The following is a 25,552-nucleotide window of genomic DNA, read 5'->3' as shown; positions in this document are numbered from 1 at the left end:
CGTATACTCATTCGAACGGAAAATCCATCCGGGTTCTCATCATATCCCGGAACTTGCCCGGGGTAATATCCTTGTATTTGCGGAAGCTGCGAATAAAGCTGTTCTCATGCTGATAGCCGACCATCAGCCCGATATCCGAAATGCGGTCATCCGTCTTCAGCAGCAGCTCGCTCGCCCGCTCGATACGAAGACGGGTCAAATAGTTATAGATCGTCTCGCCCGTTTCTTGTTTGAACAGCTGGCTGGCAAGGCTGCTGCTAATGCCAATCGCTTCGGCGATTTCGGGTATGCCGATCGGCTCGTTAAGATTTTGCTTCAAGTAGTCGATCATCCGCTGGCACATGATAAAATCCTTGCTCTCGGCCAACCGGCGGAAACGCTGCGCCAGCACGGTAACCCGCCTCTCCAGTTCGCCTTGGATATCCTCCAGGCGAAGGGTATCGAACCGGACATTGGTTTGGCAATCGGAGCTGTCCGAGGCGGGCCGGATTTGCTCGATCCGCTCGATGGCCGACTGCAGGAATGCTACGGCATCCGATGGGTACCCATATTGAGTGCGAATATTATCGGTCATTCGAGCGACTGCTTCCAGGGATCCCGGCTCCTCGCCCATTTCTATAGCAACAATCAATTCATCCAGCGCGTTTTCATGCTGCAGCGGTTCGTTCACTTCATGCCCGGACACCTCATGGAACGTGATGACCTGTCCATAGCCCTTGTACAACCGATATGTAAGCGCATTCTCCGCTTCCAGCATCACCTGCTTTAATTTGGCGATATCCGTCTGCGTGTTGCTGACGCCTGCCGATACGCTAAATTTCAATAAGCGCGACACAACCTCCAGCGATTCCGCGAGCATGCTCTCGCAGCGCAGCCCTTCTACGCGCGGCTGCAGCAGGATGGCGGTCTTATCCGTACCGAAATCGGCGCATACGATTCGCCACTGCGGCTCGAACAGCTCTGCCGCAATATTGGCCAAAGCGAACTTCAACAGCGAATGATCGCCGCCGGTGAATGTGCGGGACCATTCCTCGTAACGGTCAATCGACAGAACAGCCACCGTCACCGGCGCCGCCGTCCATTCTCCGAAATAACGGTTCCATTTCTCTTCGATATCCCGCTTCCCGCTGAGATTGCCGGAATAAATATCGGTAAGCAGCTTCGAAGCAGCCTCCGACATCGACTCCCGGACAAGCTGAGCCAGATGCGCGTGATTGGTGAGCAATTCACCGGCAAGCTTCTCCAGATCTATGCCCTCCGAACCGCTCGTCTTGCGATCGTATCTGCTGAACAGCTGCTTGAGCCTGCGGACAGGACGGAAAGCCGCCGCATTAATATAGAAAATCGTTGCCCCGCCAAGCCCGAGAGCCGCAATGGATACAAGCAGAACCACCTTCGCCACCCGCTTGGACTTGGCCAGCAGGCTGTCCTGCTCAACGATCGACACATAGCTCCATCCCGTTACGGGCGATTCCAGCTGATTAATGAGCAATTGGCGATTTTGGATCGTAATATCCCCGCTATCATCCTCTCTCAGCGTCTCAATCGCGCGGTTAACCGACTCTTGATCGAACGCATAGTTTGAAACGGAGTAGAGCAGTTCGCCATGCTCGTCGATAATATAGCGCATCCGGTTCAAATTGTTCATGAGCGGCGGATTCAACTTGGCGAATAATTCTTCGTTTTTAAGATTGACGGCGACGATTCCTTTGAACTCCCCTTGAATCATGATCTTGCGGAAAAGCGTAACGCTCGAACCTTTGGCTCCTGCTCCTTCAGGCACCATCCGTTTCTTAATAAGCGTCGTCCTCTTTCCGAATTCAGAGGCTACGCCGGTCCAGTCGGAATCGTCGAAAGTCAGCCTGCTGGAGCTGAAGCCCTGCGGAATCGCCAGGAAGCTTTCTCTTGTAAGGTCATAGACGTAAATGCTTTTGATATACTTGGAATTGCTGATTAATGTCGATAGAAACTGGTAGGCCTCCGTAATATTCGTATAAGAGCCCTGTACCTTGCCGGTCAAAAACTTGTACACATTATCGTTCAAAGCGACTTGAATCGCGACCTTGTCGCTCTCGCTGACCAACTCGTCGATCACGTTCATATCGAGCTTCAGCATCTGGCGCTGCAATTCGCTGAGCTCTTCTTGCATCACCGACTTCGACGTGTTATACGAGGTCAGGCTTACAGCCAGAATAATGAGAAAGACGGAAACGGTCAAAATCAGCACGAGCCTCACTTGGGTATGTGCCAGATTATATTTCAACCATTTCTTGATAGACTGTGTCACGGTAAATCCCACCTTATGCCGAGGATCCTTCTATTATAACGTGATCCTGTCCTCGCAACATACTCAGTCCGATCTTCTTACTCACACGCCAGACCCGTTCAACCCTTCTCTATCAACCATTCTTTCATTCGCTGCGTTTCAATGCCGGCAAGCAGTACGATGCCGATGCCATGCGTATCATTCAGGTTCCAGCCTAAATCATGCTTATAGTAAGCATGGGAGTATGACCAGCTGGAACCTTTGCATACCCCGTACAGATTCCCTCGTTTGTCGACGGCCCGCTCGCATAATCCCTGCCAGCCGGCCAGCGCCGCCCGGATGTAAGGATCCGTATTCTCGAGCCAGCTATGGCGGACCCCGAGCGCAAAGCCGTAGATGAACATCGAGGTGCAGGAGGATTCCTCATACGACTCCGTATCGACCAATACTTGATGCCACAGGCCATGCTTGCCCTGCAGCCTGCGGTATCCTTCGGCCAGCTCCCGATAGAAAGCGAGTATCGACGGATAACTCGCATGCGTACTTGGCAATGCTTCGAGCAATACGGCCAGCGAGAAGAACACCCAGCCGTTGCCCCTGCCCCATATCGTCAAGGAAGGCTTGTTATTGGCGACATCATACACATGGGACATGACCTGCCGGTCCGCCATGTACAAATACTTCTTATAAAGCAGCAGTTGCTTGGCGGCTTCATCCCTATAGCCGGGATCGCCGGTAAGCTCGGCATACCTGCACAGGAAAGGAACGCTCATGTACATATCGTCGCACCACATCGTATTATGCATGCTCGGCGAGACGCCGACCTTGCGGTAAAGCGCGCCGTCCTCCATTCGGTCCTGCACGTTCATAATATAATGGGCAATATCATCCGCCACAGCGCGCGAGCCTTCAATCGGGCGGAGCCGTTCAGCCATAATGGCCAACGCTCCAAAGGAGCCGCAGTCATCCAGGCTATCGGTATGCGACAGCTGGTTGTTCAAGCCTGCTGCGCCGAAGCGCTCTCGGTCCCGCAGCGAGTAGGCATAAGTCGATGTCGCAAACTCGACATGGCCCGCAACGTAATTCGCCAGATCTTCGCGCTGCAGCAGCCGGCTTGAACCCAGCAGTCCCGACAGCGTGACGCCAAGCGGATAATTCCAACGGCCGTACAGCTCATTTTCGAGAAATGGACGTACATAGGCTCCCGGCTGGTCCGTCGTCCAGAAAACGTTCATGCCGTTGTCGGCCACCGCCTTGTCTAGCGCCAGATCATCGGCCGGGTCAATATTCGCTTCCGGCGAGAACGGACCCAGCAGCAGCCATTTGCCTTTATAGCCATGTACGCGCCGCCCGAGAGCCAGATCAACGTGGGGAACAGCAATGTCTCCAAGCTGAAAGCCCCAGCCTTGCCCATCGCATCGGCTATGGGCGATTAGGTTGCTGCTCCCCGGGTCTGCTTCGAGCTCGATTGCGAAATCTCCCGCTTCTTGAGCCGCGAACACTTCTTTTCCCTGCCATATAAACCGTAACGGACCGTAGGCGGTTCCGGCGATCGTAACTTGCTGCTTCGAAGCGGTACGGTTGGCGATCGTCGTCCATGCAAAAGCGGAATAGCCAGGCTGCATGCCATATATAAGATCGAAACGCCCTTTCCCCTCTTCTTGTGCGGGCAGCCATTCCGCGCCGGTGGCTTCCTCCGCCTGATTCGTTCCCGGGATGCGATTCAGCGGCTCTGCCGATGGCGCCGTAAAGATCCAGCCTTCCTCCCCGTCCCGCTCATCGGACGGCGCCAGGAAGTGAAACGGCTTATTTTTGCGGCTGCCTGTTCCGAAAGCTGCTCCGCCGCTGCCTTCCCGGCCCTGCCCCAGCTCTAATACAAAGTGATTCCATCCCCGGGTCAGATTCACCTTCAGCTTGATCGGCATCGCGGGTGCTCCTTGCGCCGCCTCGGAAATTTCCTCTTCCGGTGACGATCCAAAGCGCTGATCCCCGTTGTGATACAGCTTCACTTGCCCGTAGCAGCGAAGATGGAAGATGAACTCATGCGGCAGATCAACCCATAGCTTCGCCCAGGCGTAAACCCGCTGGCCCGCTTCCATTTCCTCAAACATGCCGCTTAGCGGAAATTCATATAAGTGATCCGCTCCTTTGCGGACAGCGCTGGTCCGGGTCACCCGGTACACAGGCCCATGGGGCGGATTGTCGCCGACATACCGCTGCGCGATAACCTTAAGCACATGCGGGATGCTGCCGCCCTCCGTCTGCGCTGCCATGCTTTCCATCGGATCGAAATACCGGCTTAGGTTTGCTGCCATTACACTCCGCCTCTCTGGCCGCTTAGGCTCTCTTGACGTTCCTGTGATCCGCTGCCCGAGATGCCGGTACCGCTTTCCAGCACCTCATTGATCGTGACCAGGCGATGCTCTTTCACCGAGCGCCAGACCGCTTCGCCCGTTGCCACCGAATAAGCGCCGTCAACCGCGCCCGACAAGATCCGGAACGGACGTCTGCGGTCCTCGCCCATGAATAAGTCTTCCAGCAGCAGCGGATCTCCTCCGCCATGCCCGCCTTCCCGGTGCACGACATGTATCGTTTCCTTCGAGCCAAACAACGGAAAGTAGTCGATCGTTTGGACGGGCGTAGGGAAAGGCGTTCTGCCAGGCATATGATATTCCACCGTCTCGAGCCTCCCTTTCGTCCCGTTAATGGCCAGCCTATAACCCTCATAAGGAAGCGAGAAGTTGACGGAATAACTGAGCAGCGCGCCGCCGCTGTACTTCACGGTCGCGGCGTACGTATCTTCAATTTCAATTTCCGAATCGAAAATGCAGCGGTCCGGACGGTAATCCGAATAGGGAAAAGCCGATGGCTTCCCTGCATCGAGAGACCCAAGATGGTCATCCGGCACTTTAAGATTCCGGCTGCGGGCATTCCACCGCGAATAATACGAGCAGTCCTCGGAATATGCGCAGGTGCTGCAGAACCGGCCGTCCTCCTTCTTCGGATTCGCTTCGCCTTCGGCGCCATAATAATTCAAAGCGCCAAATGCGAACACTTCAACCGGCTTCTGATCGATCCACCAATTAACCAAATCGAAATGATGGGTGCTCTTGTGCACGGACAAACCGCCCGACAGCTTCCGGTCCCGGTTCCACCTTTTGAAGTAGCTCGAGCCGTGGTACGTATCTAAATACCAGTTCAAATCGATCGACGTTATTCGGCCGAGCTTCCCTTCCTGCACGATCTCCTTGATCTTCGTATGAATCGGGGCATATCGGTAGTTGAATGTCACAATGACAGAGCCCTTGCTTGCTTTCTCCGCTTCGATAACGCGCTTGCTGTCCGCCCCCGTCGTCACCATCGGTTTCTCCGTAATGGCATCCAGATCATGCTCCAGGGCAGCAATCAAGTACTGCGCATGCGTGTCGTCGCGGCCGGCGACGATAATTACGTCAGGCTTCGTCTCATCCACCATACGGTCAAACTCGCTATCGCCGTAGGTTTTTATGCCGGCATGCTCCGGGTATCTCGAACGGAACAGCTCAAAGCGCATCGGATCGCGGTCGAGCAGGCCGACAAGCTCGCAGCTGCCGGCGAAAGTAGTCAGGATAGGCTTGGCGAACATGCCAAGCGCACGTCCGCTCACTCCGCAAATGGCGTATCGTTTTCTCATCTGATCCAATCCTTTCTTGCATTTACGCGATCATGAAGACTGCCGCTGATGCTTATTTCTGCACTTTCGCATACCATTCTTGAACACGCTTGGTGACGGCCTCGCCTCCGGCTTTATTCCAGCGGTCCACGAACTCGTCAAATTTCTCTAACGGCCATTCGCCAATGACGATCTTCGTCAAATATTCTTGGAAAAGCTTATGCGATTGAATATCCGGGTAGCCTTCGTATACCGTATTCGGCAATCCGTCGCCGGCGATACGGCGCGCATCGGATGTGCTGACCGCGAAGACATCCTGAACCATCTTCTGCATATCTTCCGGGATCGTCTCCTTGATCCTTACATCCATATCTTCCTTGGTCGTCAGATTGCGCATCCCAAGCGCGATCGGGCGGCTGTCCTCTGGAGGCAATATGACCTTCTTGCCGTTTACGACTTCATGCTGCTGCCCCTCGATGCCAAACCGAATGAATTCATCGTTGCTTTGGTCATAGAAGAAATCGAGCAGCTTAAGGGAATATTCGGCTTTATCCTTTGCGACAGTCGGAATCATCCACTCCGGCTCGCCCATGCTTTTCTGCGTAACAAAACCTTCAAAGCCTTCAGCCTTAGGTACCGGCATGCCGACTACGTAAGCATCCGGCGCTCCTTTGAGCATCGCGGTATAGCGGTCGCGGAGGTTAGCCGGAAGGTGATACCAGCTGCCGACCAGGTTATTGTTGATTTTGGCCTGCCACACATCGCCTTTGTTCAGGAACGTCTCATTGTCCAAAAGCTTCTCTTCGTATAACTCACGAATATACGCGATAGCGGCCTTCATATTTTTCGAAACGCCGGCGTATTGAATTTCTCCCTCATAGATATCCCATTCCGGTACGCCTTCCCACATCGCCACACCATACATGCCAAACAGGTGGTCCATCCACTTGCCGAACTCGCGTCCCGAAGTAGGCAGTTCATCTGCTTTGCCATTGCCGTTCGGGTCTTTGTCCCGGAATGCCCGCAGAACCTCTTTATACTCCTCTGTTGTTTTCGGCATAGAAAGCCCTACCTTATCGAGCCAGTCCTGCCGGATCATCGGCGCCCGCTCGGGTACGAGAAACACCTTAGGCACATAGTAGATATGGCCGTCCGGGGAAGCCGAACGTACGATATCCCATGCTTCAGCCGGAATGTTCTTCCATACGTTAGGCGCGTACTTCGGCAGCAATTCATCGAGCGCCAAAGCGCCGCCTTGCTTGATTAACGTCTGCTCGATGCCCCCAATCGGACGGAGAATGTCCGGCAAATCATCGGAGGCAATCATCAGATTCAGAAATTCCGTCGGCTCGGAGCCAGGTGCCGTCGTCACCAGTTCATATACGACTCCCGTCTTCTCCTCCACGTATTTCACATGCTCATTATCTTTGCCTGGAATGGTTCCTACGCCCATATGGCTTTTGAATACTTTTACCGTAACGGGATTATTCTTCTCCGCGTCATTCCCGGAAGCTGCAGGCTTCTCTCCATTGCTGGAGCAGCCGGAGAGAATCGAAACGACCAGCAGCGATACCAAAGCGGATACTCTGGCCGACTTTCCAAAAACATGTTTCATCATGTGTTCAGTCCCCCTTTTTAAATGTAGTAATGCTATATATCAAGCCGGCGATTCGGCTTCATACCTCTTTTGCTTCCGCCATAAGACCGATTATTCTTTCAAGGAGCCCAGCATAGAGCCCTTCACGAAATATTTTTGCAAATAAGGATATACGAGAACAATCGGAATCGTAGCGAACAATATTGTTGCCGCTTTCAACGTTGTCGTATTGAAATCGTAATCGCCCAGAACCAGATTGACTGCGGCAAGCTCCTCCGGCGAGGTCAAATAAGCGCGAAGCTTCGTTTGCAGCGGCCATTTCTCCGGATCGCGGATGAACAGCACCGCCCGCTGAAAGGTATTCCAATAGCCTACCGCATAAAACAGGCTTACGGTGGCCATCACCGGCTTCGAGAGCGGCAAATAAATTCGGAATAAGATGCCAGCCTCATTGCAGCCGTCGATCCGCGCGGAATCATCAAGCTCTTTCGGGATACCCGTAAAGAAGGTACGGATAATGATCATGTTGAACGTGCCGATCACCCCCGGCAAAATGAGCGACCATAACGAGTTCATCATGCCCAGCTCGCGCACCGTCAGAAAAAACGGGATCATCGGCGCATTGAAGATCATGGTAATGATAATACCGAGCATGACCGGCTTGCGGATGAGAAATTGCTTATGCGATAACGGATAAGCCGTCAGCACCGAGAACAGCATGCTCAGAAAAGTTCCGGCGACCGTTATATATACGGTGATACCGAACGACCTCCACAGTCCCGTGTTCTGCAAAATGTGCGACCAGGATGCCGTCGTGAATTCAACGGGGAACAGAAACACCTGCTTGGAATCCGCAGCGATCGGCGAGCTGAAGGAGACGGCCAGCAGCTGGAGGAGCGGAAGCAGCATCGTGGCAGCCGCAGCGATTAGAAACGCGTAATTGAAAAACTGGAATAGTTGATCTCCTGTAGTCTTTCTCATCACCACAACCCCTGTTCTGTTTTTCGGGCCATGCGGTTAAATATCCACAATAGCACGAATCCGATGACCGATTGGAATAATCCGATCGCTGTCGTGACGCTGTACTGCCCTTGCAGTACGCCTGCCCGGTATACATACGTCTCGATGATATCCCCGACCGAATACGTCATCGGCGTCAATAAATTATAAATCTGATCGAAGCCAAGCTCCAGGAAGTTTCCAATATTCAATAGGAACAGTACGAGTATGGTTGGGAACATGGTAGGCAGCGTTATATGGATCGTCTGCTTCCACCGGTTTGCCCCGTCCATGACAGCTGCTTCATACAAACTCGGATTAATGCCTGCGATCGCGGCCAAGTAGATGATCGTTCCCCAGCCCACATCCTTCCAAATGCCGGATATGACGACAATGGCGCGAAAATACCGTTGTTCCTGCATGAACAGAATCGTTTCCTGTCCGAACCATCCCCGCATCATATTAATGACGCCCTGACTCGACAGCAATTCGAATACGATGCCGCCAACGACGACCCAGGATAGAAAATGCGGGAGATAAAATAAGCTTTGCATAACCCGTTTGGCAAGCATCAACCTGACTTCATTAAAGAGAAGAGCTAAGATGATCGGTGCCGGGAACCCAAATACAAGTTGATAAAGGGCGATTGTCGCCGTATTTCTTAATACTAAATAGAAATCTTCGTACGTGAAAATAAATTTGAAGTTGTCGAGCCCGACCCATGAGCTTGACAGCATGCCTTTAAAAATCTGATAGTCCTGAAACGCGATCACGCTGCCGGCCAGCGGTAAATATTTAAATACGAGATAATAGATGATGCCGGGCAATATCATGACGTACAGCATCCAATACTTACGCATATTTACGAGATAACGATTCTCCTTCAATTGGAATCTCCCAGTCGATACGCGAGTGGAGCCAGGCTCCAAATGATCTTGCGCATTTGCCATCGTGAACCTCCTTCGCTTCTTGTACCGCCATCTTACCTGTTCAAGCGGCTGATAAACAATCGATCAATTCTCCACGGCATACACAAATCCGCGATCCGGCCCAAATTGGACGATTCGCGCACTCAAACCGCGATAGGTTGGTGAACAAACGCGGCTGTCCCACCGTTCGGATGTTGTTCTTCCGGCATGAGAAAAAGCCGCAGCAGCAAGGCCTTAGGGGATTTGTTGATGCTGTGGCGGATTGGTTTGTTGACGCCTGGCGGCAGTTCCTCATCGTCCCTATGCCTGCCGGACTCAAAAGAAGACTGCCGAGATTTTCTCGGCAGTCTTCTGTACGGACGGGATTGCCTATCCTTTTAAACGGCTCGTTCATTGGTAATCCGCTTACTTATTGTAAACCCTGTAAAGCAGAACCGCGGCTTCCGCTCGAGTCGTCATCGCAAGCGGATGAATCATGCCGCCGCTTCCATTAATAAGACCTTCTTCAACCATTTTTGCTATTTCTTCTGCTGCATAGCCCGCTACTTCGTCCCGATCGGCAAAGCGATCCAGGTTGTTATCCTTTTCAGGTGCATTTAGTTTCTTCGCCATTGCCATAGCTCTTGCTGTCAGTACCATCATATCCTGCCTTGCTATCGGCTCTTCCGGATTAAAGCGATTATCGCCTTTTCCTTTCGCAAGGCCAAGCGCTTTAGCGATACCTACGGCTTCATAGTAATAGTCTTCGGTATTCAAATCAGCAAAATTCGAATCGGCTTTTGCCGTTAATCCGAGAGTCTTGATCAATAATAAGGTAAAGTCAGCCCTTGTAACCGCAGCAGCGGGTCCAAACGTATTCTCTCCAGTACCGTTAATAATGCCTTTGGAGGCCAAGACGTTTACCGGAGCTTTGGCCCATGCGTATCGTTCCAGATCGTCAAAGGTTTTAAAAACGGACACTACGGCGTATGGTCCTGCATGGGAGGCTGTAAATGTGACCCTGCCTGATGCCGTATCATACCTTCCACTAGGTATAGGCTGGGTATTTCCCTCTCCGTCTATAAACCATACCGTAATATGCTCCGGACTCTTCAATTCCTCGGCTGTCGGTTTGTAAGGTACAGATAAAATTACGGGATTTTCTGGATTGTTGTATTCTATTTTTTTTCCGTCCGCGATTAAATTCAAATAGATGAACGGGTTTTGGCCAATTTTCTCCTTTACCTGTGAAGGAAGAGCCGTAATATCACCAGTACCGATGCTTAAGCCGATTTCTTTGGCAGAGACAGTAGCGCCCGAGAGCATCCCCGCCGGCACGACTATTGTTCCTAGCGCTGTTTTTATTTCTATTTTTCGGACTGCATCGTTTTGGGTAAGAAAGTCGGCCGGAAGGACCGCCGTATAGGCTTTTGCTCCGTCTACCTTAGGGATGTCGACAGTGATGATCTTATAGCCGTCTTTATCCGTTTTGGCCTGTTCAAAAGCATCTGTCATGTCCTTGAATGCCAGGATCATCTTTGCTTCCCCCGTTTGGGGATCTAAGACCGGTTTCGAAGTTCCCGTTTCAGGCTGGCCGTTGTTATCCGGTACGGCGGGCGCCCCCAAGGTCCTCACCTTCACGGTATTGGACTTTTCTGATTCTCCGCTGGCGTTTTGGGCTACGATGTAATAGCTGTATTCAACACCCGGCTTGACCGTGCGGTCATAATAAGCACCTACTTTGGCAGAACCTGGATTGTACACACTCTCGCCAACGGATTCCCTATAAATGTTATATTGGGTTGCATCGCCATGGGCTGCCCAGATGAGCCCGACGAAGGATTCACCCACTAATCCAGTAATCAGATCGGAAGAAGCGGAGGGAACGGGCACTGCGATCGTAAGAGCATCGCTTTGTGCCGACTCTCCCATTTCGTTCACTGCCGTTATTTTGTAGCTGTAGCCTGTTTCCGTCACACTAATGCCGTCGTCGATAAAGTCGGCCGACTCGCTGCTGCCTACCTGGGCATAACCATTTTCGCTATTTCCTTTTCTGTAAAGGTTGTAACGTTCTGCTCCGTCGACCGGGTTCCATTGCATTTCGATAGCAGAGGTCGTAACCGAACCTGCCGAAATGCCTGAAGGGACTTGCGGAAGAAGCACGGTCTGTTTAGTCGCGGCACTAACGCTGCTTGAATGGCCTGACTCGCCGCCGATCCCTATCGTCGATACCTTATAGTAATAGGCAGAGGAAGGACTCACCGTCTTATCGGTATATTCTGCCGTTAACGAACTGCCAACCTTATGATAAGGGCCTTCAGGCGCATCTGCTCTGTAGATGCTGTAGCTTGTGGCTCCTTCGGCTGCTGTCCAGCCAAGCCCCACGCTCATGCTCTTTTCCGTCGTAACCATTAAACCCGTTGGCACAGGCGGTACGGGCTGCGCAGGATCAAAAGTAACCACTTCCACAATATCGGAGGATGGAGATTCGCCTCCGGCATTCAAGGCTGTCACTTTATATTGATAGGTAATCCCTTTTACGATGGCCGTATCCTCATACTCTGTCGTGTTGGAACTGGCAACGGCTTTAAATACATTGTTAATAGAAGAGGAACGATAGATAAGATAAGATGCCGCGTCACTCGCCGGTGACCATTTTAGCGAAACAGAGCTGCCTGCTGCGAAAGCTGCCGTAAACCCGGAAGGACTGCCGGCTGGAGGTTCTGTTTGCGCATTTGTCGGCTTAAGGATGACATAATAGCTGCCTTTCGAAGTGCTGCCATTCGCCCCCATCGTTACCAATGACCCTGCAGAATAATGTTTTTTGTACAGCCGGTACTCCACCGGTTGATCATCCGCAATCGTCTCGCCCGTATCCTCATAGGCGGATAGCCATGCAGGAAGCTCAGGAATCCTCGTATCGTAAACGACATAGACATCCGCATCGGCAGCCAGATAGAAGGAAAGCAGGTCGCTGCTTGCAGAGCTTCTAGACTCCATCGCTGCCCGAATCCATTCCATGCCTTTCAGCGCATCCGGTATGGTTACGAGCTTGTAAATTTTGGAGCCGGTCGATCGATCTCCGTATTCCACGTCTCCCGGCTGAAAACTTTGCTGAACCGACCATTTGGATGCATTTACGACTCCGTTTTTACTATTATCGTTAATGACGACATTTCTGACCCATTTCCCGTCCATACTGGCTGTTGGCGTTGGAACAGGCGTTGGTGCCGGTTCTGTCGGCGGTATGAACGGCGGACCGGACCATGCTGCCGGGGTTAAGGGATAATTCGCAGGGAAGCCTGCTGCAGCCAGCTCATTCAAATAATCCTCCAGATGGGTATAGCCGTCTCCATTGCGGTCACCGTTTCCATCCCCCGGATCATTCGGGTTCAATCCATTTTCTTGTTCCCAGGCATCGGGCATGCCGTCCCGGTCCGTATCGGCTGGGGCTGTTTCTTTTTTCAATACAGGATACCCGCCTACATCATTCTCATGTCCGATAATCGCTCCGGTGTGGTTCCTTACATTATCAACAATCCGCTGATCAACCGCATCCCTTGCCAGAGACGACCCGGAGTGGTTCAAAACATGGTTGTATGCAGCTTCCGGCAATTCCGTATGGACGAGGGGATATTCAAACCGCTCCGGCACCATAATGCTAGGTCTGTCAGCCTCCATCATGCCCGCCCCCGTATCCGTACCGTCCAGAACGCCGTTTTTATTGCTGTCGATCAGATTGTTATGGAGATACAGCTTGTAGTTCTCGTTGCCGCGCACAATCGCGTATTGAGGGTCTACCGAGTTAATACCTGCTATAAAATAGTTCCCGACGACATTTCCGTACCCTTTGGTACCGGATTCCCCGCCAGCCACATACGGAAATTGACCCCAGTTGTATACGACATTGTTGACAAAGTCCATCTGTCCTTTCGTTTTGGGGTTTCTGTCGTTATTATGCGCATAGAGATTATGGTGCATCGTGATGGTATTCATTTCAATCAGCCCGCCCATAGAGTGAGAAAGAAGAGCCTCCGATATAATCGACCATTGAACCGTTATGTTTTTCGATCTGGGATTATCGTAATCCTTGCTTTTTATGGACAAGACTTCATCCGTCGCCCATGAAAACGAAGAGTGATCGACGATCACATTCTGGCAGTCTTCAAAATACATCGCATCGTCTTTCACGCTTAGTTCACCCATCCGAAAGGTCAAATACCTAATAATGATATTACTGCAGTCATAGAACCGAATATTGTTAGACCGGATGGTTACGCCGTCCCCCGGCGCAGTCTGTCCCGCTATGGTGATATTGGACTTATTTTTCAATATAATCTGGGGGGTGGTGATGTCTCCCGATATATCGAATACGATGGTGCGCGGGATGTCCCCTACTGTCGTAAGCGCATCATAGAATGTTCCTGGACCTGTCAGCTCATAGCTAGTGACATGATACACCTCGCCGCCGCGTCCCCCTAATGCTGCATATCCGAAGCCTTCTGCTCCCGGAAATGCCGGCAATACGGAACTAGCAGCTTTTACTGCGGGATTCTGAAGCGGGAATAAAGAAATACACAGAGCCATACAAAGTATTTGTGCCAAAAACCTCTTCATCTTGCACCTCCGCTAAATGAGTGATGTAATCGCTTTCAAAATATCGTTTGGCAATTCGTTCCTTAACAAGCAAATGTCATTCCCTTATTCCATGCCAAAATGTTTCTCTTTTACATCATCATTCCTGCCCCCTCTGCTTATAGTCACGGCCATCATAACCCTAGCGCTGAAGCCGCTCAATTGATACATCCTCCACCGAATGCACAATTCCGATAATTCATTGAAAATGACGAAATTGTATACTCCGCCGGAATCGGTTGGTCTTTTATAGTTACCAAAAAATACCACAATAGACTCATAGGTATATGCATTTCCAAGAACATGCTCATCCTCATAAAATGTACAATGATAAATTTTCAAAGAATAGTAATCCGAATTCAAGGAGGAACGGGAGTTTGCCTGAGAAAAAAAAGTTTAAGCTTGCAAAGAAGCCAGACATTTGCAGAAAACATAGAGATTTGCAAATGAAAGTAATAGGTAATCTAGTTTCTTTCAATCAGGGAGGAGCTAGAGGCACTAAAGGCCGAGCCGGCTCGCAAGGCCGGAGAGGACCTAGGGGCATTCCAGGTCCGGCCGGTCCGCAAGGTATGGCTGGTTCTCCGGGGCCTTCTCAGTTACTAGTGAATCAGACCGCATTCGTTGACCCTGTATACGGAAATAACGCAACGGCTATGCTTGACGATGAGACAAAGCCTTGGCAAACAGCTGCTGCGGCTGTGGCCGCCGCTCCTTCAAACACTACGATTGTCGTACGACCCGGATTTTATACCGAGACAAACTTGGCCAAAGACGGAATCAGCTGGGTGTTTGAAAAGGGAGCCGTGGTGACTGCAGTCGGCAATCTTTTTGATGATATGGGGGCTGCGATAGCCTTCGATGTTCTTGGTGAGGGGCAGTTTCTAACGAGTGGAGCAACCACTGCAGGCAGCTCTATTCTTCGAAGTTCTGGAGCAAGTACCATCCACTTTGAATGTGAGTCCATGAGCGATACGGTAGGCCATACGATCAATCTCCTTGGCGGCGGAAATTATACGGTTAACGTCAGGGAGAGCATCACGAACAGCTTTGTCGGTGGTTCTGCCGTCGTGGTGTCGAGCGGAACACTGTTTATGAATGCTTTTGAAATGACGAATGACACCAACGGTACAGACGACCTTATTCTTTTTACGGGGACAGAACCGCTCTCTATCAATCTAGAAGCCACCATGATCAGCAGCGGAGGCAGGGCAGTATTTGTAACCAATAGCGCCCCGCCCCAGACGACGGTCATCACCTTGCGAGCGCGCACCATTCAAACCGCTTCTGGTTTTGTTTTTGATATCTCTCCACTTTTTAATGGATCTTTTGTTAGTTTCACTGTCGCTTTGGTAGGCAATTCACAAGGGGTATCCGTCCAAGGCGGCAGTATGGTCAGTTTGATTTCATATATATTGGTCGTTATTAATTCCGCAGCTCCGGCACTCCTCATTAATGGGAATACGATTTTCTCGGGTGAGTTCGATCGGATCTTTAGTCAAGACCGATGTATCCTCATGCAAAATGGCGAGGCGATTATCCATGCCAAAGTCATGAACTCCTTCCAGAATGCTAACCCTGTCATTGATCTACAAGGCGGGCAAATGAGATTACAGGTTGATCTTCTTACTAGCTCAGCAGGCTGTATTGATGTGACTGGAGGCAGCCATAAGTTGACTGTGATGCAGATGTCGACAAACGGAACGACGGTTCCAGCAGTCCGCTTAGCCAATAACGGTCAGTTATTCCTTAATTTCCAGGAAATTTTCGGATCTGTGAATGGGCTCATTACGGTGGAAAGCGGCGGAATTCTGAACATGATCGGAGACCGTATCACGACAAATGATAATGGGAGCGGTTTAAAGACAGCCTTGCTTATTACGGATGGTTTAGTCGATGCGAATGTTAACGTTATCTCAGCTTTCGGCGTTTGTATTCATCTAGCTCCAGGGGCTGGAAATCCCAACCTCCGCTGCTATATAGATGCTATAACCAGTACGGTTAATCCAAACCCTGAATTTGCCGGAACCAGCTTAATTCTTCAAGAAACAGGGAATGCCAGCATTCGGTTCAATCGAATGGATGCTTCCTTCTCCTCGCAGATGATCCAACTCGTAAACGGTAATCTCAACATCGAAGGAGAAAACATATTAAACACCTTTTCGCCCTCTTCTATAGGAATTGTGGTGACAGGGGGTAATTTTGCGGGCAGCATTAATCAGATCCAGCTGGGCACGCGTGTGTTAGAAGCTAGTTCAGGCAATGTGACCCTTACGTTTGTCGCAATGTCCGCCTTTCAACCTGATACAGAACGAATTATAATCTTGCTCAGCGGCAATGTTAACGCCAGAATTGTTGGTGATTTTATTCAAGGAGGCATCGATTATACGGGAATAGCGGTTCAAGACTCAGCCGTACTAGAGGCACACGTCAATGAAATGAGAATAGACGGTATTTGTGTTCAATATAGCTCTTCGTCGATTTCGGACTTGTTCTTCGATAGATTTACCATTGTGGGCGGCGTAACCCTAATTGATGCGGCAGCGATTGTGATGACTGCAGGTACTTTAAGGGTCAAGGGCGGCAGAATCGATAACCGAACGGGACTTGTTACTGGAACGGGTATTCTCCTTTCGAATGACGCAAGCCTCATCGCGGATATCGATTTTATTCAGACATCAAGCAACGCGCTTAGAACCTCTAGCACCGGCAGGGTTCAATTATACGCGGATGAGGCGGAGTCAGAAATTGATGTCATTAACATGAACAACCTCCCTAATGCTAATAGCGCGGACTATACGTTCAAAGGATTATATCGAACCTTTGATGCCACCGCTTCGGTTATTACAATTAATGGCCTCGAACCGCCCAATGTGCTGCGTTTAATCAATGCAACCCTTATAAGCACAGCAGGATCTTCGATCGCTTCAACGGTTCCGGTATTAGTAAAAAACTATGGTATCGTTACGGCAACGAATTCGCCGGATGGTACGGTAACCTTTTTATTTCCGCTTTCTGTCAATATTAATGCAGCAGTTAATTAAATACGGCCTAGATAGGCAAACAGTAAACATTTGTGAATATCATTCAGCAATAAAAAACGGCTTAGTTTGGGGCATGAATCACGCCCCGGACTACCGCCTATTGATTGCTGCGTCATTCTTTTTCGCCAACTAATCCTACTCCAAGCTCCAAGTTTGCTTGCCCCATCATCGGATCGGTTGTCCATTCTTTAGCAATCAACAATACATCTTCCTCATACGGAGTTATGAGCTCATCATCCTCAAGCTCTGTAAATATGAGGTCATGTTCCAACTCTTCGGCCGTCAAAGCTCCCTGATTTACTAACGTTTCTCCGCTTTCTCCCACATAGCTGTATGCTCTGCTTATTTCACCGTTCAACGCTTTGGCCCAGGCATGATATTCAACTACTCTGTGCGTGCCAAAATAACAGGCCTCACCATAAACCTTGCTTAATTCAACAATAACCTTTAAGGGGTTCTGCTCCGTTTTATCCGTTATATCCGGCATGAACGAATTAACAACGATTGTCCATCCATTTACTGGCGGGCTAACGAAAAATTTTCCCTCATACGCTCCTTCGATACCTGTCGACCAGTTTGCTGGCTGCATGTTCGCAAGATTAAGATGTTTTGCAACTTCTTTCGTATTTTCGGTTTTCACGGCCATCCACTGACACTTGTATCCAAACGGCTGCGGATAGTCGGGAATGTCACTAAACTGCAAAACAGGCGCAGTGCGCGTTTTCGCCCCATATAGCATGATTACGGCTGCTGCCAATGCTAAAACAATAATAAGATAAAGCATCCTTTTTCTCCTTTTCAGCCTAAGAAATTTTTAGTACACCTATTATACATAGATGCTAATTATATAGTAGTATTACCCCATATTTTCCCACTAGAATAAGCAATTTTATTTTGATATTCTCATAGAGGAAATTTCTTCAACCAAGAGAGGAACATCAAAATGAAAAATGTTTATTTTCGCAGCTCAATCTTCTTCCTTCTATCCCTGTTTCTGATTTCTCCCCTTTATTCCACACAAGTAAAGGCGGCCGAAATATCACCATTGGAAATGTACTTTCCGACAGACATAGAGGAACACTGGGCTTATTATGAGCTGGATAATTTTGTGAACGCAGATCTGTTACGGGGTTATGTGGATCAAGAAGGAACGGTAACGTTAAAGCCGAATAACGCCATAAGCCGTGCGGAGTTTGTTTCGATACTTGTCCGCGCACTGGATTTGACAAGCGATTCGCCTGGCACAACGTTTACGGATGTCGAGCAAGGAAAATGGTATGCCGATTCGGTTCGGATTGCCAGCTCCCTCGGTATCGTTAATGGGATTAGCGAAACGAAATTCGGGCCTAACCAGCTTATTAAACGCGGCGAAATTGCTGCTCTAGTGGTTAGAGCTTTTTCTTCCTCCATAAATTTTGAAGGAGAGATGGATACCTATCCCGATGTACCGGATTATTACGCTAAACCATTCATTTCGCAGGCAAGCCAAGCCGGCATTGTGCGTGGAGTGACGACTACGGAATTTAAGCCTTTCTCCAACGCCAAACGGTCAGAAGCCGTAGTCATGCTGCAGCGCGCGTTGGATTTGCAGAACAGCGAAATACCCGAAGACAGCCTGCTCACTGCTGCTATTTTAGATTCAGAGGAGAAGGAAAATCAAATATTCAAAGAAAAAGCATACGATCAATTCGATGCTGCGTATGCACAATTTTATACGGGTTATTATTTAGCGTTAAGCCATTCATCTTCTGAAGAACTGCTTGCGCTTATCGATCAAGGGTATGAAGTCGAAATGGAGAAAGTCAGCGATCAAAAGCTTAAGGTCGTACAAAAAGCGGATCGTTTCGCCGTAATAGAGTCGTCAGGCGGGAGCTACAAGGCAACAACCACGATAGACAATGAAACAAATACAGAAACCGTGGCAACCGACGGCATTTATTATTTGAAGAAAATGAACGACGACAGCTGGAAAGTCTATATGTACTATCAAGATGAACAGCAATAATAGATAGCATAAAAAGGAGTGTGAACAGCAAATGTTCATGCTCCTTTTTTTCATTCACACGATAAATGCTTTACAAAGCTTACAATATCACAACATATTAAATGATTTAAGATAACAAACCCTAGCTATCATAGAAACCGAACATAAAACAAGAGGAGTTGAGAGATTTTGAAATTGAAACGTAAGGCTTTGCCAATGTTGGCGGTAACCGTACTAGCCACAGCAGCATTATCTGCGCAGGGTTTTAACAACGGCTTCAAAACACCTACAGTCGAAGCAAAATCTACCAAGAACATTTCTTGGCTCGCAGGCGATCACCATGTTCATAGTGAATGGAGTGTAGGATGGGACAATTCTACGAATCCTCCAACCGCTATCAAAGGAGGAGATGCCATTTACCCGATTACTAAAAATGCTCAAATGGCAGAGTCATACGGGCTCGATTGGATGGTTTCCACGGACCACGGCGGCCCGAACCATTCGAAAGTAAATTTAGAGCAGGCTTATCCCGAGGTGCTTAAAGCACGTGAAGCCGTACCCGGCCTAACTTTATTCTATGGCATGGAATTTGATACTCCGCAGGCCGATCACAGTTCATTAATCATTCCAAAAAACGATCAAGAATCACAAGTCCTTCATGATATCGAAAGTAAATTTAATAAGCGCGATCCTTTTCCTTCTGATCCTGGCCGGGATACGGAGAGCAATATGATCGCTGCCTTGAATTACATGAAAAATTTAACCGAGCCTCCCGTTCTTTTTGCAAACCACCCGGCACGCTCAGCCAGCGGCGCCAGCGTTTGGGGCCAAGATACTCCGCAAGAGTTCCGAAATTGGAACGATGCAGCACCGAATGTATCTGTTGGTATGGAGGGGGCACCCGGTCATCAGGCCGGAGCGGTCAATCCAGACGGCTCCATTGATCCGAATGGCAGCCGAGGCGGATATGGCAACTTCGCAACCATGGGCGGTTTTGATCAGATGAGCGCTCAAGTGGGCGGTCTTTGGGATTCCATGCTCGGAGAAGGAAGACATTGGTGGATTACGTCTACATCGGATTCCCATGTAAACTGGCGTGACGGCGGCAGTGACTTCTGGCCAGGGGAGTATTCCAAAACCTATGTGAAAGCAGAGAATACTCACGCGGATATCCTGGATGGATTAAGAAACGGCCGCGTATTCGTAACGACAGGCGGTTTAGTCAATGAATTGGATGTAGATGTGAAAGCAAGCGGCAACCGCGCGAGCATCGGCGAAACATTAGAGATCAAGAAGAGCGGCAAAAGCGATGTGACGGTCACCATAACCTTCAAAGACCCGAACGCCAAAAACAGCCATGGCGATAATCCGAAAGTGACCCGCGTGGATCTTATCATGGGCGACGTAACCGGAATAGCGGAAGACCGTTCAACGGCCGTAAACCCAACTACGAAAGTTGTAGCTAGGTTCGACAAGAGCGATTGGAAGCAAAAAGACGAGTATGTGACAATCACCTATAAATTAAAAGATGTAGACAAGGATAGCTATCTTCGAGTTCGGGGAACCAATACCAGTGAGCTTGAACCAAGCCTTGATCCTAAAGGGGAAAACCCGTGGACTGATCTTTGGTTCTATTCCAATCCAATCTTCATGAATGTGAAATAGCTTCAACGCCATGTTACGTTCAATGACGGGGAGTCCAGTTCATACGCTCCCCGTCCTTTCATTTTAAACGAATAAAAAGGATGTGTCGCAGCATTGAAGTTTACATGGTTATTTTTATTGCTAGGCCTTGTTCTCGTAAACGCGTCGCCTGCTGTGAGCGCACATAGCAATAACAGCGAGGGCTATTCTACGATAGATGTTCAAGACCAAAGGATTATTTACCGGCTCCAACTCGATTTCATTGAACTAAGCCATGCACTTGGTTTCGAAGTGGATGAACAGAAAATAGAGAACCTTGAAGAATTAAATAAAATCATCTCTCAAAATAAGGCCCCGCTCGAGCAATATTTAGGCACTCATTTGCTCGTATACACAGATAGCCATCCCATTGAAGGAACGGTCAGCCAAGCGAAGGTGACAATGGTAAATAACCGGCCATTTACGGATATCATGCTTTCCTACTCCGTTAGTAAACAACCTGAAATATTAATTGTGGATTACAACGTTTTTTTTGAAGACAGTGATCCGAGCCACGCGAACATGGCCAAGGTTCAAATGGGGGGACAGCAGCAGGAGTTTATTTTCACCTATGAAGTTAGGGAATTGAATCTGGGAGAGATGAGCTTTCTTACCCAAGCGAAACAATTTCTTTCGTTAGGATTAAAACATATCTTCACGGGTTATGATCATATCTTATTCGTTATTAGTTTACTTATTGGTGCCAAAACGATCCGTCATATCTTTTACCTTGTTACATCCTTTACGATTGCCCACAGCATCACGCTTGCCCTCGCGACCTTAAATATCGTTCAATTGCCAGGGAGGCTAATTGAATCCGCAATCGCGTTAAGTATTATTTATGTCGCGCTCAAAAATATCTTCCAACCCGAATCCAAACACGCTCCTTGGATTGCCTTCGCCTTTGGATTAATTCATGGCTTTGGGTTTGCGGGAATTTTGTCGGAACTGCATTTAGGCGGAAGCCATTTAGCTGTCTCACTTTTGTTTTTTAACCTTGGAATTGAATTCGGGCAGATCCTTATAGTATCTTTGGTTTTCCCGCTTTTTCTCTTTTTAAGTAAACGCCTGGTCAGCCTTAATAATTGGTTCATGCCGAGTGTATCTATTATAGTGCTGCTTTTTGGATTTATATGGTTTGTTCAAAGAGCGTTCTAATCAGGCGAAGTCACCTTGCAGCCCACAGCATTCCCCTTTGCATCATCGTCAACACTTCCGGCAGCTTGACGATATCTGCCGTATGACCGATTGCATTGTAAAAAACGCGTCCCTTGCCGTAGTTCTTGATCCATACGACCGGCATCATGACAGGCCGCCATACTTCCGGAGAAATACATTCGTAATACGAAGTCGCCAGCACGCAAATAGAAGGATCGATCAGCATAAAATAATGCTCGGTCGTTAAAGTGAAATCGGGCAAGTTTCGGGTGATGAAGTGATTTCTATCCATGATCCTCACCGTAAAATGATAATTGGGATGCGCGGCAAAAACGCCGCCAACCATTAGTTGGTAGCGCTGCTCGCATGGAAAAGCGTAGCCCATTCCGCCATGCAAGCCGGCGACGCCCGTACCGCTAGAGACAGCGTGCAGGAAGTTATCAAGCTGGTTCTTAGTAATCGTGCCTTCCGTATAGTTCGGGATGATTAGGTCTAGCCGGTCAATCTTTTCTTTATCGTCCATGACATCCCAGCTTGTATGCTGTTCCACTTCGAAACCTTCGGATAACAATAACCCCGATAGCAGCGCCCCTATCTCCTGAGGCTGATGCGGCTCATAGCCGCCCGAGACAATGAGCGCTTTTTTCTTTGCCATGGATTGCCCCCTTACCTTTGGCTTTGGATAATATAATCAGCCGTACGTATCGCCAGCGCTACGGTGGTTAACGTAGGATTTGCGGTTCCGCTCGTCGGAATAACGCTATTATCCGCAACAAACAATCCGGAGACTCCGTGCACCTCACCATATGGATTCGTCACAGAAACAGCGGGATCAAACCCCATCCTGCAGGTTCCCCCGTCATGAATCGCCTCGATTAAAGGCCCTTCCGTTTGCTCGACCCTATTTGCATGCATAGCCGCGAACAGCTGCCCGGCCCCTAGCCTCATTTGCCGGATAACGTCCCTATCCTTCTCGCTATAGGAAAAATCCACCCGAATGTCCGGTACGCCGAACTCGTCCTTTTCCGTTTTGTCCAGCGATACCTGATTCTCGTAACGTGATTCCACTTCGCCAAAAGCTCCTGCAACGACTCTTAATTCCTCCTGCAGCGGTTTAACGAGATACTGTTGATAGGCGTTGAATTCCTCCGGCGGACCGCCGATCATCACCTGATAAGGACGGCCGCCCCCGCCCGGCAGCAAAATACCGAGTGCTCCGAGCACTTCGGGAAATTGCCTCCGGTCGAAATAACCCGTCAATCCAAGCAGGGAATGCGTAGTAAGGTAATGGCCAATGGCTTGCCCTGGTATGCCGGAGGCTAACAAAAGGCGTGGGCTCTGGAACGTACTCGCCGATAAGACCACCTTTTTCGCTTTTAACGTATAGGATTTCTTATCGGGTGACATTACTCTTACGCCTGCAACCCGCTTTCCTTCGGTCAAAATTTCCACGGCATTCGCGTTAACCGCCAGATCATACGGCCTGCTGTTTAACGCCTCGGCAAGAGGGATGATGGAACTAAAAGCGGCATTGGAGAATAACTGCCCGTATTTGGTTGATTCTCGGTCAACGGCGATAGGCATAGAAACCGCCTCCGGAAACCCGAAGGCATGAAGACGGTCCAATAAAATAGAGGTATAGTAAGAGCCGGATTGGTATGATGAGGAAACGCTCATTGCCCTCTCGGCGACGGAATAATAATAAGCCAGCTCCTTAGCAGGGACAGGCCAGCCCACGGTTTCTGATGCCGGCATTCGCGGAGCCACCAGCTGCCACGCAAGCGTTCTGCCTCCTAAGGCGAACAGCTCTCTGAAGAGGGTTTGTTTTACGGGAGCGGAGACCTGATCAAAGTATCGTTTAAAGCGCGGGAGCGAATAGGTAGCAATATTGTAAAAATGAGTAGGAAGCAGCAAACCTCCCTTTTCGACCATGCCGATTTTCTTTCCGTTCGCCCCAAAGTGCCGGCATAACCGCGAGAGAACGGCCCCGCCACCCGCTCCAGAGCCGACAATAAGGACATCATATTCGGTTTGCTCCATTTGCTCCAGAGGAGTAAGCGGAATCCATTCATTGTAAAATGCCGCGTCGCTTCGCTGTGAATCGTTCAGGCTCATGCTCCATCCCCCTTCAGCCTCAATCCAGCCTTCAATAAGATAATGGGCTTATAACCTAAACAAACCATATGCTAAACGATAAGAATATATTCTTTACTTTTCGTTTCTAAAATCGAATTTATCCGATTTAATGTTTAGCTCAAGCTTCTTGTAACAGACTAAAATTCGCAATTGCTCTCGAAGAGTATAGATAGATGTAAGTGCGCAGCCAGCCAGAGGTGATTAATCTTAGGAGGGAAAAGCATGAATATCAGGGTAAATATTCGATATCTATGGCATGATTGCTGGTTTAATTATTATCTAAATCTATTTAACTCTTGTTTGTGTGAAAGACATAAGTCCTACCTGCTGAGTAAATCGGAATATCATCTCTCCCGGAAAAGTCATCCTGTTTAAGGATGGCTTTTTTAAAATGGCTCGGGCTGATTTTCCCCGTTAGGATAAATTTATCTCTTAGGGTTCGAGATACTCAACAAGAATCCTTATTATTAGTAATTTATTAACGATGGGATGATCGTCACGTATGCTGATCAATCTTCGTTTTCCCAATCTCCTATCTAATATTGATAAAGCTCTTATAATAGGATTCGTTGACGCTAAGGCTTCATTTATGGAAAGGCCAAGATACTCTTCCACAGCATAATAAAATTCATATTGATTATGGATACCTGTAGCAAGAGTAATACGTTTATTTTCTCTATTTATAGTACAAAAATCTTGAATCATTTCATTATCGAAAGTAATCCACGCTTTTCCTACCTGATCATGTGTCCCTCTATAACTGGTACTGTGAAATACAACCCGCCTTTTTAATGAGTGGGATACTCTGGAATCAAGTTGTTTTTTTAATTTATTCCACTGCAAGTATTTTCACCTCACTCCAAGAGCGCGGTTCTATCATCATCCTGCATTTCCTCCTCATCGAGTATGACCGTGATTCTTCCTATTCCTGATCTCACACTTATTATAGGCTTCACAAAAGAAACAAAAAGAGTAAGATGTTTAAAAGTAATTTCATATTTTCCATTATGGAGCTATAAGAAAAGGCAGACGATCCTAGCTGGACCGTGGGTTAATTTCACTCTTTGTGCGCCTTTTGGATAATTTAACGGGAAAAACTCCTGTTATATTTGCTGAGACGGTTTGATTGCTTCGATTAACTGGATTTTCTCCTGTTAATTCTGTTGATTACCCCTATAACGGGAGGAAAAGCCGAAATTAAAGGGATAAAATCCAGTTAATATGGTTACTTTGCCTGCTTCAAACGAATGAACAGGAGATTTTCCCGTTAATGTGACTTTTCAGCAGACAAGCTAACAATAAAAGTCTTTTCATTCAGTGAGCACCAGGCAGCACTCACCACGTCACTAAATCACCTGTTGATCTACTATTGTCTCCGAGGCAGCTAACTACCTTGTTTGATCTTAAACCAGACAATAATTCCCCTCCTCCTCCAGACGGAGTTCAAAAGCATGCTGAGGACCCTACTCTCATAAAATGGATACGGTTAAAAT

Annotated in this window: 15 protein-coding genes; 4 read left to right on the top strand and 11 right to left on the bottom strand. The window is 48.8% G+C overall.

All coding sequences use genetic code 11. The features are described from left to right. Nucleotides 1-7: 7 nt before the first annotated feature. From MRBLPE1_RS12655 to MRBLPE1_RS12625, 7 genes are all read right to left on the bottom strand, one after another. On the bottom strand, nucleotides 8-2,287 hold the full coding sequence (locus MRBLPE1_RS12655; protein ID WP_364145758.1) for an AraC family transcriptional regulator: 2,280 nt from the start codon (nucleotides 2,285-2,287) through the stop codon (nucleotides 8-10). Between the two features lie 98 nt (nucleotides 2,288-2,385). Then, nucleotides 2,386-4,581: a glycoside hydrolase family 88/105 protein gene (locus MRBLPE1_RS12650; RefSeq protein ID WP_364145756.1), complete on the bottom strand. Its 2,196-nt coding sequence runs from the start codon at nucleotides 4,579-4,581 to the stop codon at nucleotides 2,386-2,388. Beyond that, entirely contained in the window at nucleotides 4,581-5,939 is a 1,359-nt protein-coding gene (locus tag MRBLPE1_RS12645; RefSeq protein ID WP_364145754.1) for a Gfo/Idh/MocA family protein, read from the bottom strand. The genes MRBLPE1_RS12650 and MRBLPE1_RS12645 overlap by 1 nt, the downstream gene beginning before the upstream one ends. Nucleotides 5,940-5,991: 52 nt before the next feature. Then, nucleotides 5,992-7,536 (bottom strand): extracellular solute-binding protein, encoded by a 1,545-nt coding sequence (locus MRBLPE1_RS12640; protein ID WP_364145753.1) that lies wholly within the window; start codon nucleotides 7,534-7,536, stop codon nucleotides 5,992-5,994. 90 nt (nucleotides 7,537-7,626) lie between these two features. After that, a complete protein-coding gene (locus tag MRBLPE1_RS12635; protein WP_364145751.1) occupies nucleotides 7,627-8,496 on the bottom strand; it encodes a carbohydrate ABC transporter permease in 870 nt (289 codons plus the stop codon). Next, entirely contained in the window at nucleotides 8,496-9,374 is an 879-nt protein-coding gene (locus tag MRBLPE1_RS12630) for an ABC transporter permease (protein WP_364147255.1), read from the bottom strand. Before MRBLPE1_RS12630 ends, MRBLPE1_RS12635 begins: the two co-directional genes overlap by 1 nt. Nucleotides 9,375-9,848: 474 nt before the next feature. After that, nucleotides 9,849-14,039, bottom strand: a complete 4,191-nt coding sequence (locus tag MRBLPE1_RS12625) for an S-layer homology domain-containing protein (protein WP_364145749.1) — start codon at nucleotides 14,037-14,039, stop codon at nucleotides 9,849-9,851. A gap of 395 nt (nucleotides 14,040-14,434) precedes the next feature. Between MRBLPE1_RS12625 and MRBLPE1_RS12620 the strand changes: the two genes are divergently transcribed. Next, nucleotides 14,435-17,098 carry a collagen-like triple helix repeat-containing protein gene (locus tag MRBLPE1_RS12620; protein WP_364145747.1) on the top strand — a complete coding sequence of 888 codons (2,664 nt, stop codon included), beginning with the start codon at nucleotides 14,435-14,437 and terminating at the stop codon, nucleotides 17,096-17,098. A 112-nt stretch (nucleotides 17,099-17,210) separates the two neighbouring features. Here the strand turns inward: MRBLPE1_RS12620 and MRBLPE1_RS12615 are convergent, their stop codons facing one another. Next, nucleotides 17,211-17,882 (bottom strand): hypothetical protein, encoded by a 672-nt coding sequence (locus MRBLPE1_RS12615; RefSeq protein ID WP_364145745.1) that lies wholly within the window; start codon nucleotides 17,880-17,882, stop codon nucleotides 17,211-17,213. A gap of 159 nt (nucleotides 17,883-18,041) precedes the next feature. Between MRBLPE1_RS12615 and MRBLPE1_RS12610 the strand changes: the two genes are divergently transcribed. The 3 genes from MRBLPE1_RS12610 to MRBLPE1_RS12600 all read left to right on the top strand — a co-directional run bounded on the left by MRBLPE1_RS12610 (nucleotide 18,042) and on the right by MRBLPE1_RS12600 (nucleotide 21,923). Continuing rightward, nucleotides 18,042-19,103: an S-layer homology domain-containing protein gene (locus tag MRBLPE1_RS12610; protein ID WP_364145743.1), complete on the top strand. Its 1,062-nt coding sequence runs from the start codon at nucleotides 18,042-18,044 to the stop codon at nucleotides 19,101-19,103. Between the two features lie 168 nt (nucleotides 19,104-19,271). Then, on the top strand, nucleotides 19,272-20,747 hold the full coding sequence (locus MRBLPE1_RS12605) for a phosphoesterase (protein ID WP_364145741.1): 1,476 nt from the start codon (nucleotides 19,272-19,274) through the stop codon (nucleotides 20,745-20,747). 270 nt (nucleotides 20,748-21,017) lie between these two features. Beyond that, on the top strand, nucleotides 21,018-21,923 hold the full coding sequence (locus tag MRBLPE1_RS12600; RefSeq protein ID WP_364145739.1) for a HupE/UreJ family protein: 906 nt from the start codon (nucleotides 21,018-21,020) through the stop codon (nucleotides 21,921-21,923). Between the two features lie 10 nt (nucleotides 21,924-21,933). On the opposite strand, the gene MRBLPE1_RS12595 is transcribed toward MRBLPE1_RS12600, so the two are convergent. The 3 genes from MRBLPE1_RS12595 to MRBLPE1_RS12585 form a co-directional block, all read right to left on the bottom strand. After that, the gene (locus MRBLPE1_RS12595; RefSeq protein WP_364145738.1) at nucleotides 21,934-22,578 is read right to left on the bottom strand and encodes a ThuA domain-containing protein; all 645 of its coding nucleotides are present in this window, start codon (nucleotides 22,576-22,578) and stop codon (nucleotides 21,934-21,936) included. An 11-nt stretch (nucleotides 22,579-22,589) separates the two neighbouring features. After that, nucleotides 22,590-24,038: a GMC family oxidoreductase gene (locus MRBLPE1_RS12590; protein ID WP_364145736.1), complete on the bottom strand. Its 1,449-nt coding sequence runs from the start codon at nucleotides 24,036-24,038 to the stop codon at nucleotides 22,590-22,592. 453 nt (nucleotides 24,039-24,491) lie between these two features. Next, on the bottom strand, nucleotides 24,492-24,902 hold the full coding sequence (locus MRBLPE1_RS12585) for an SF0329 family protein (protein WP_364145734.1): 411 nt from the start codon (nucleotides 24,900-24,902) through the stop codon (nucleotides 24,492-24,494). Between the last annotated feature and the right edge of the window lie 650 nt (nucleotides 24,903-25,552).

Source organism: Paenibacillus sp. LPE1-1-1.1 (genome assembly GCF_040676435.1).
GTDB lineage: Bacteria > Bacillota > Bacilli > Paenibacillales > Paenibacillaceae > Pristimantibacillus.
The sequence above is the reverse complement of the archived record's forward strand: the minus strand, read 5'-3'. Positions and strand labels throughout refer to the sequence as shown.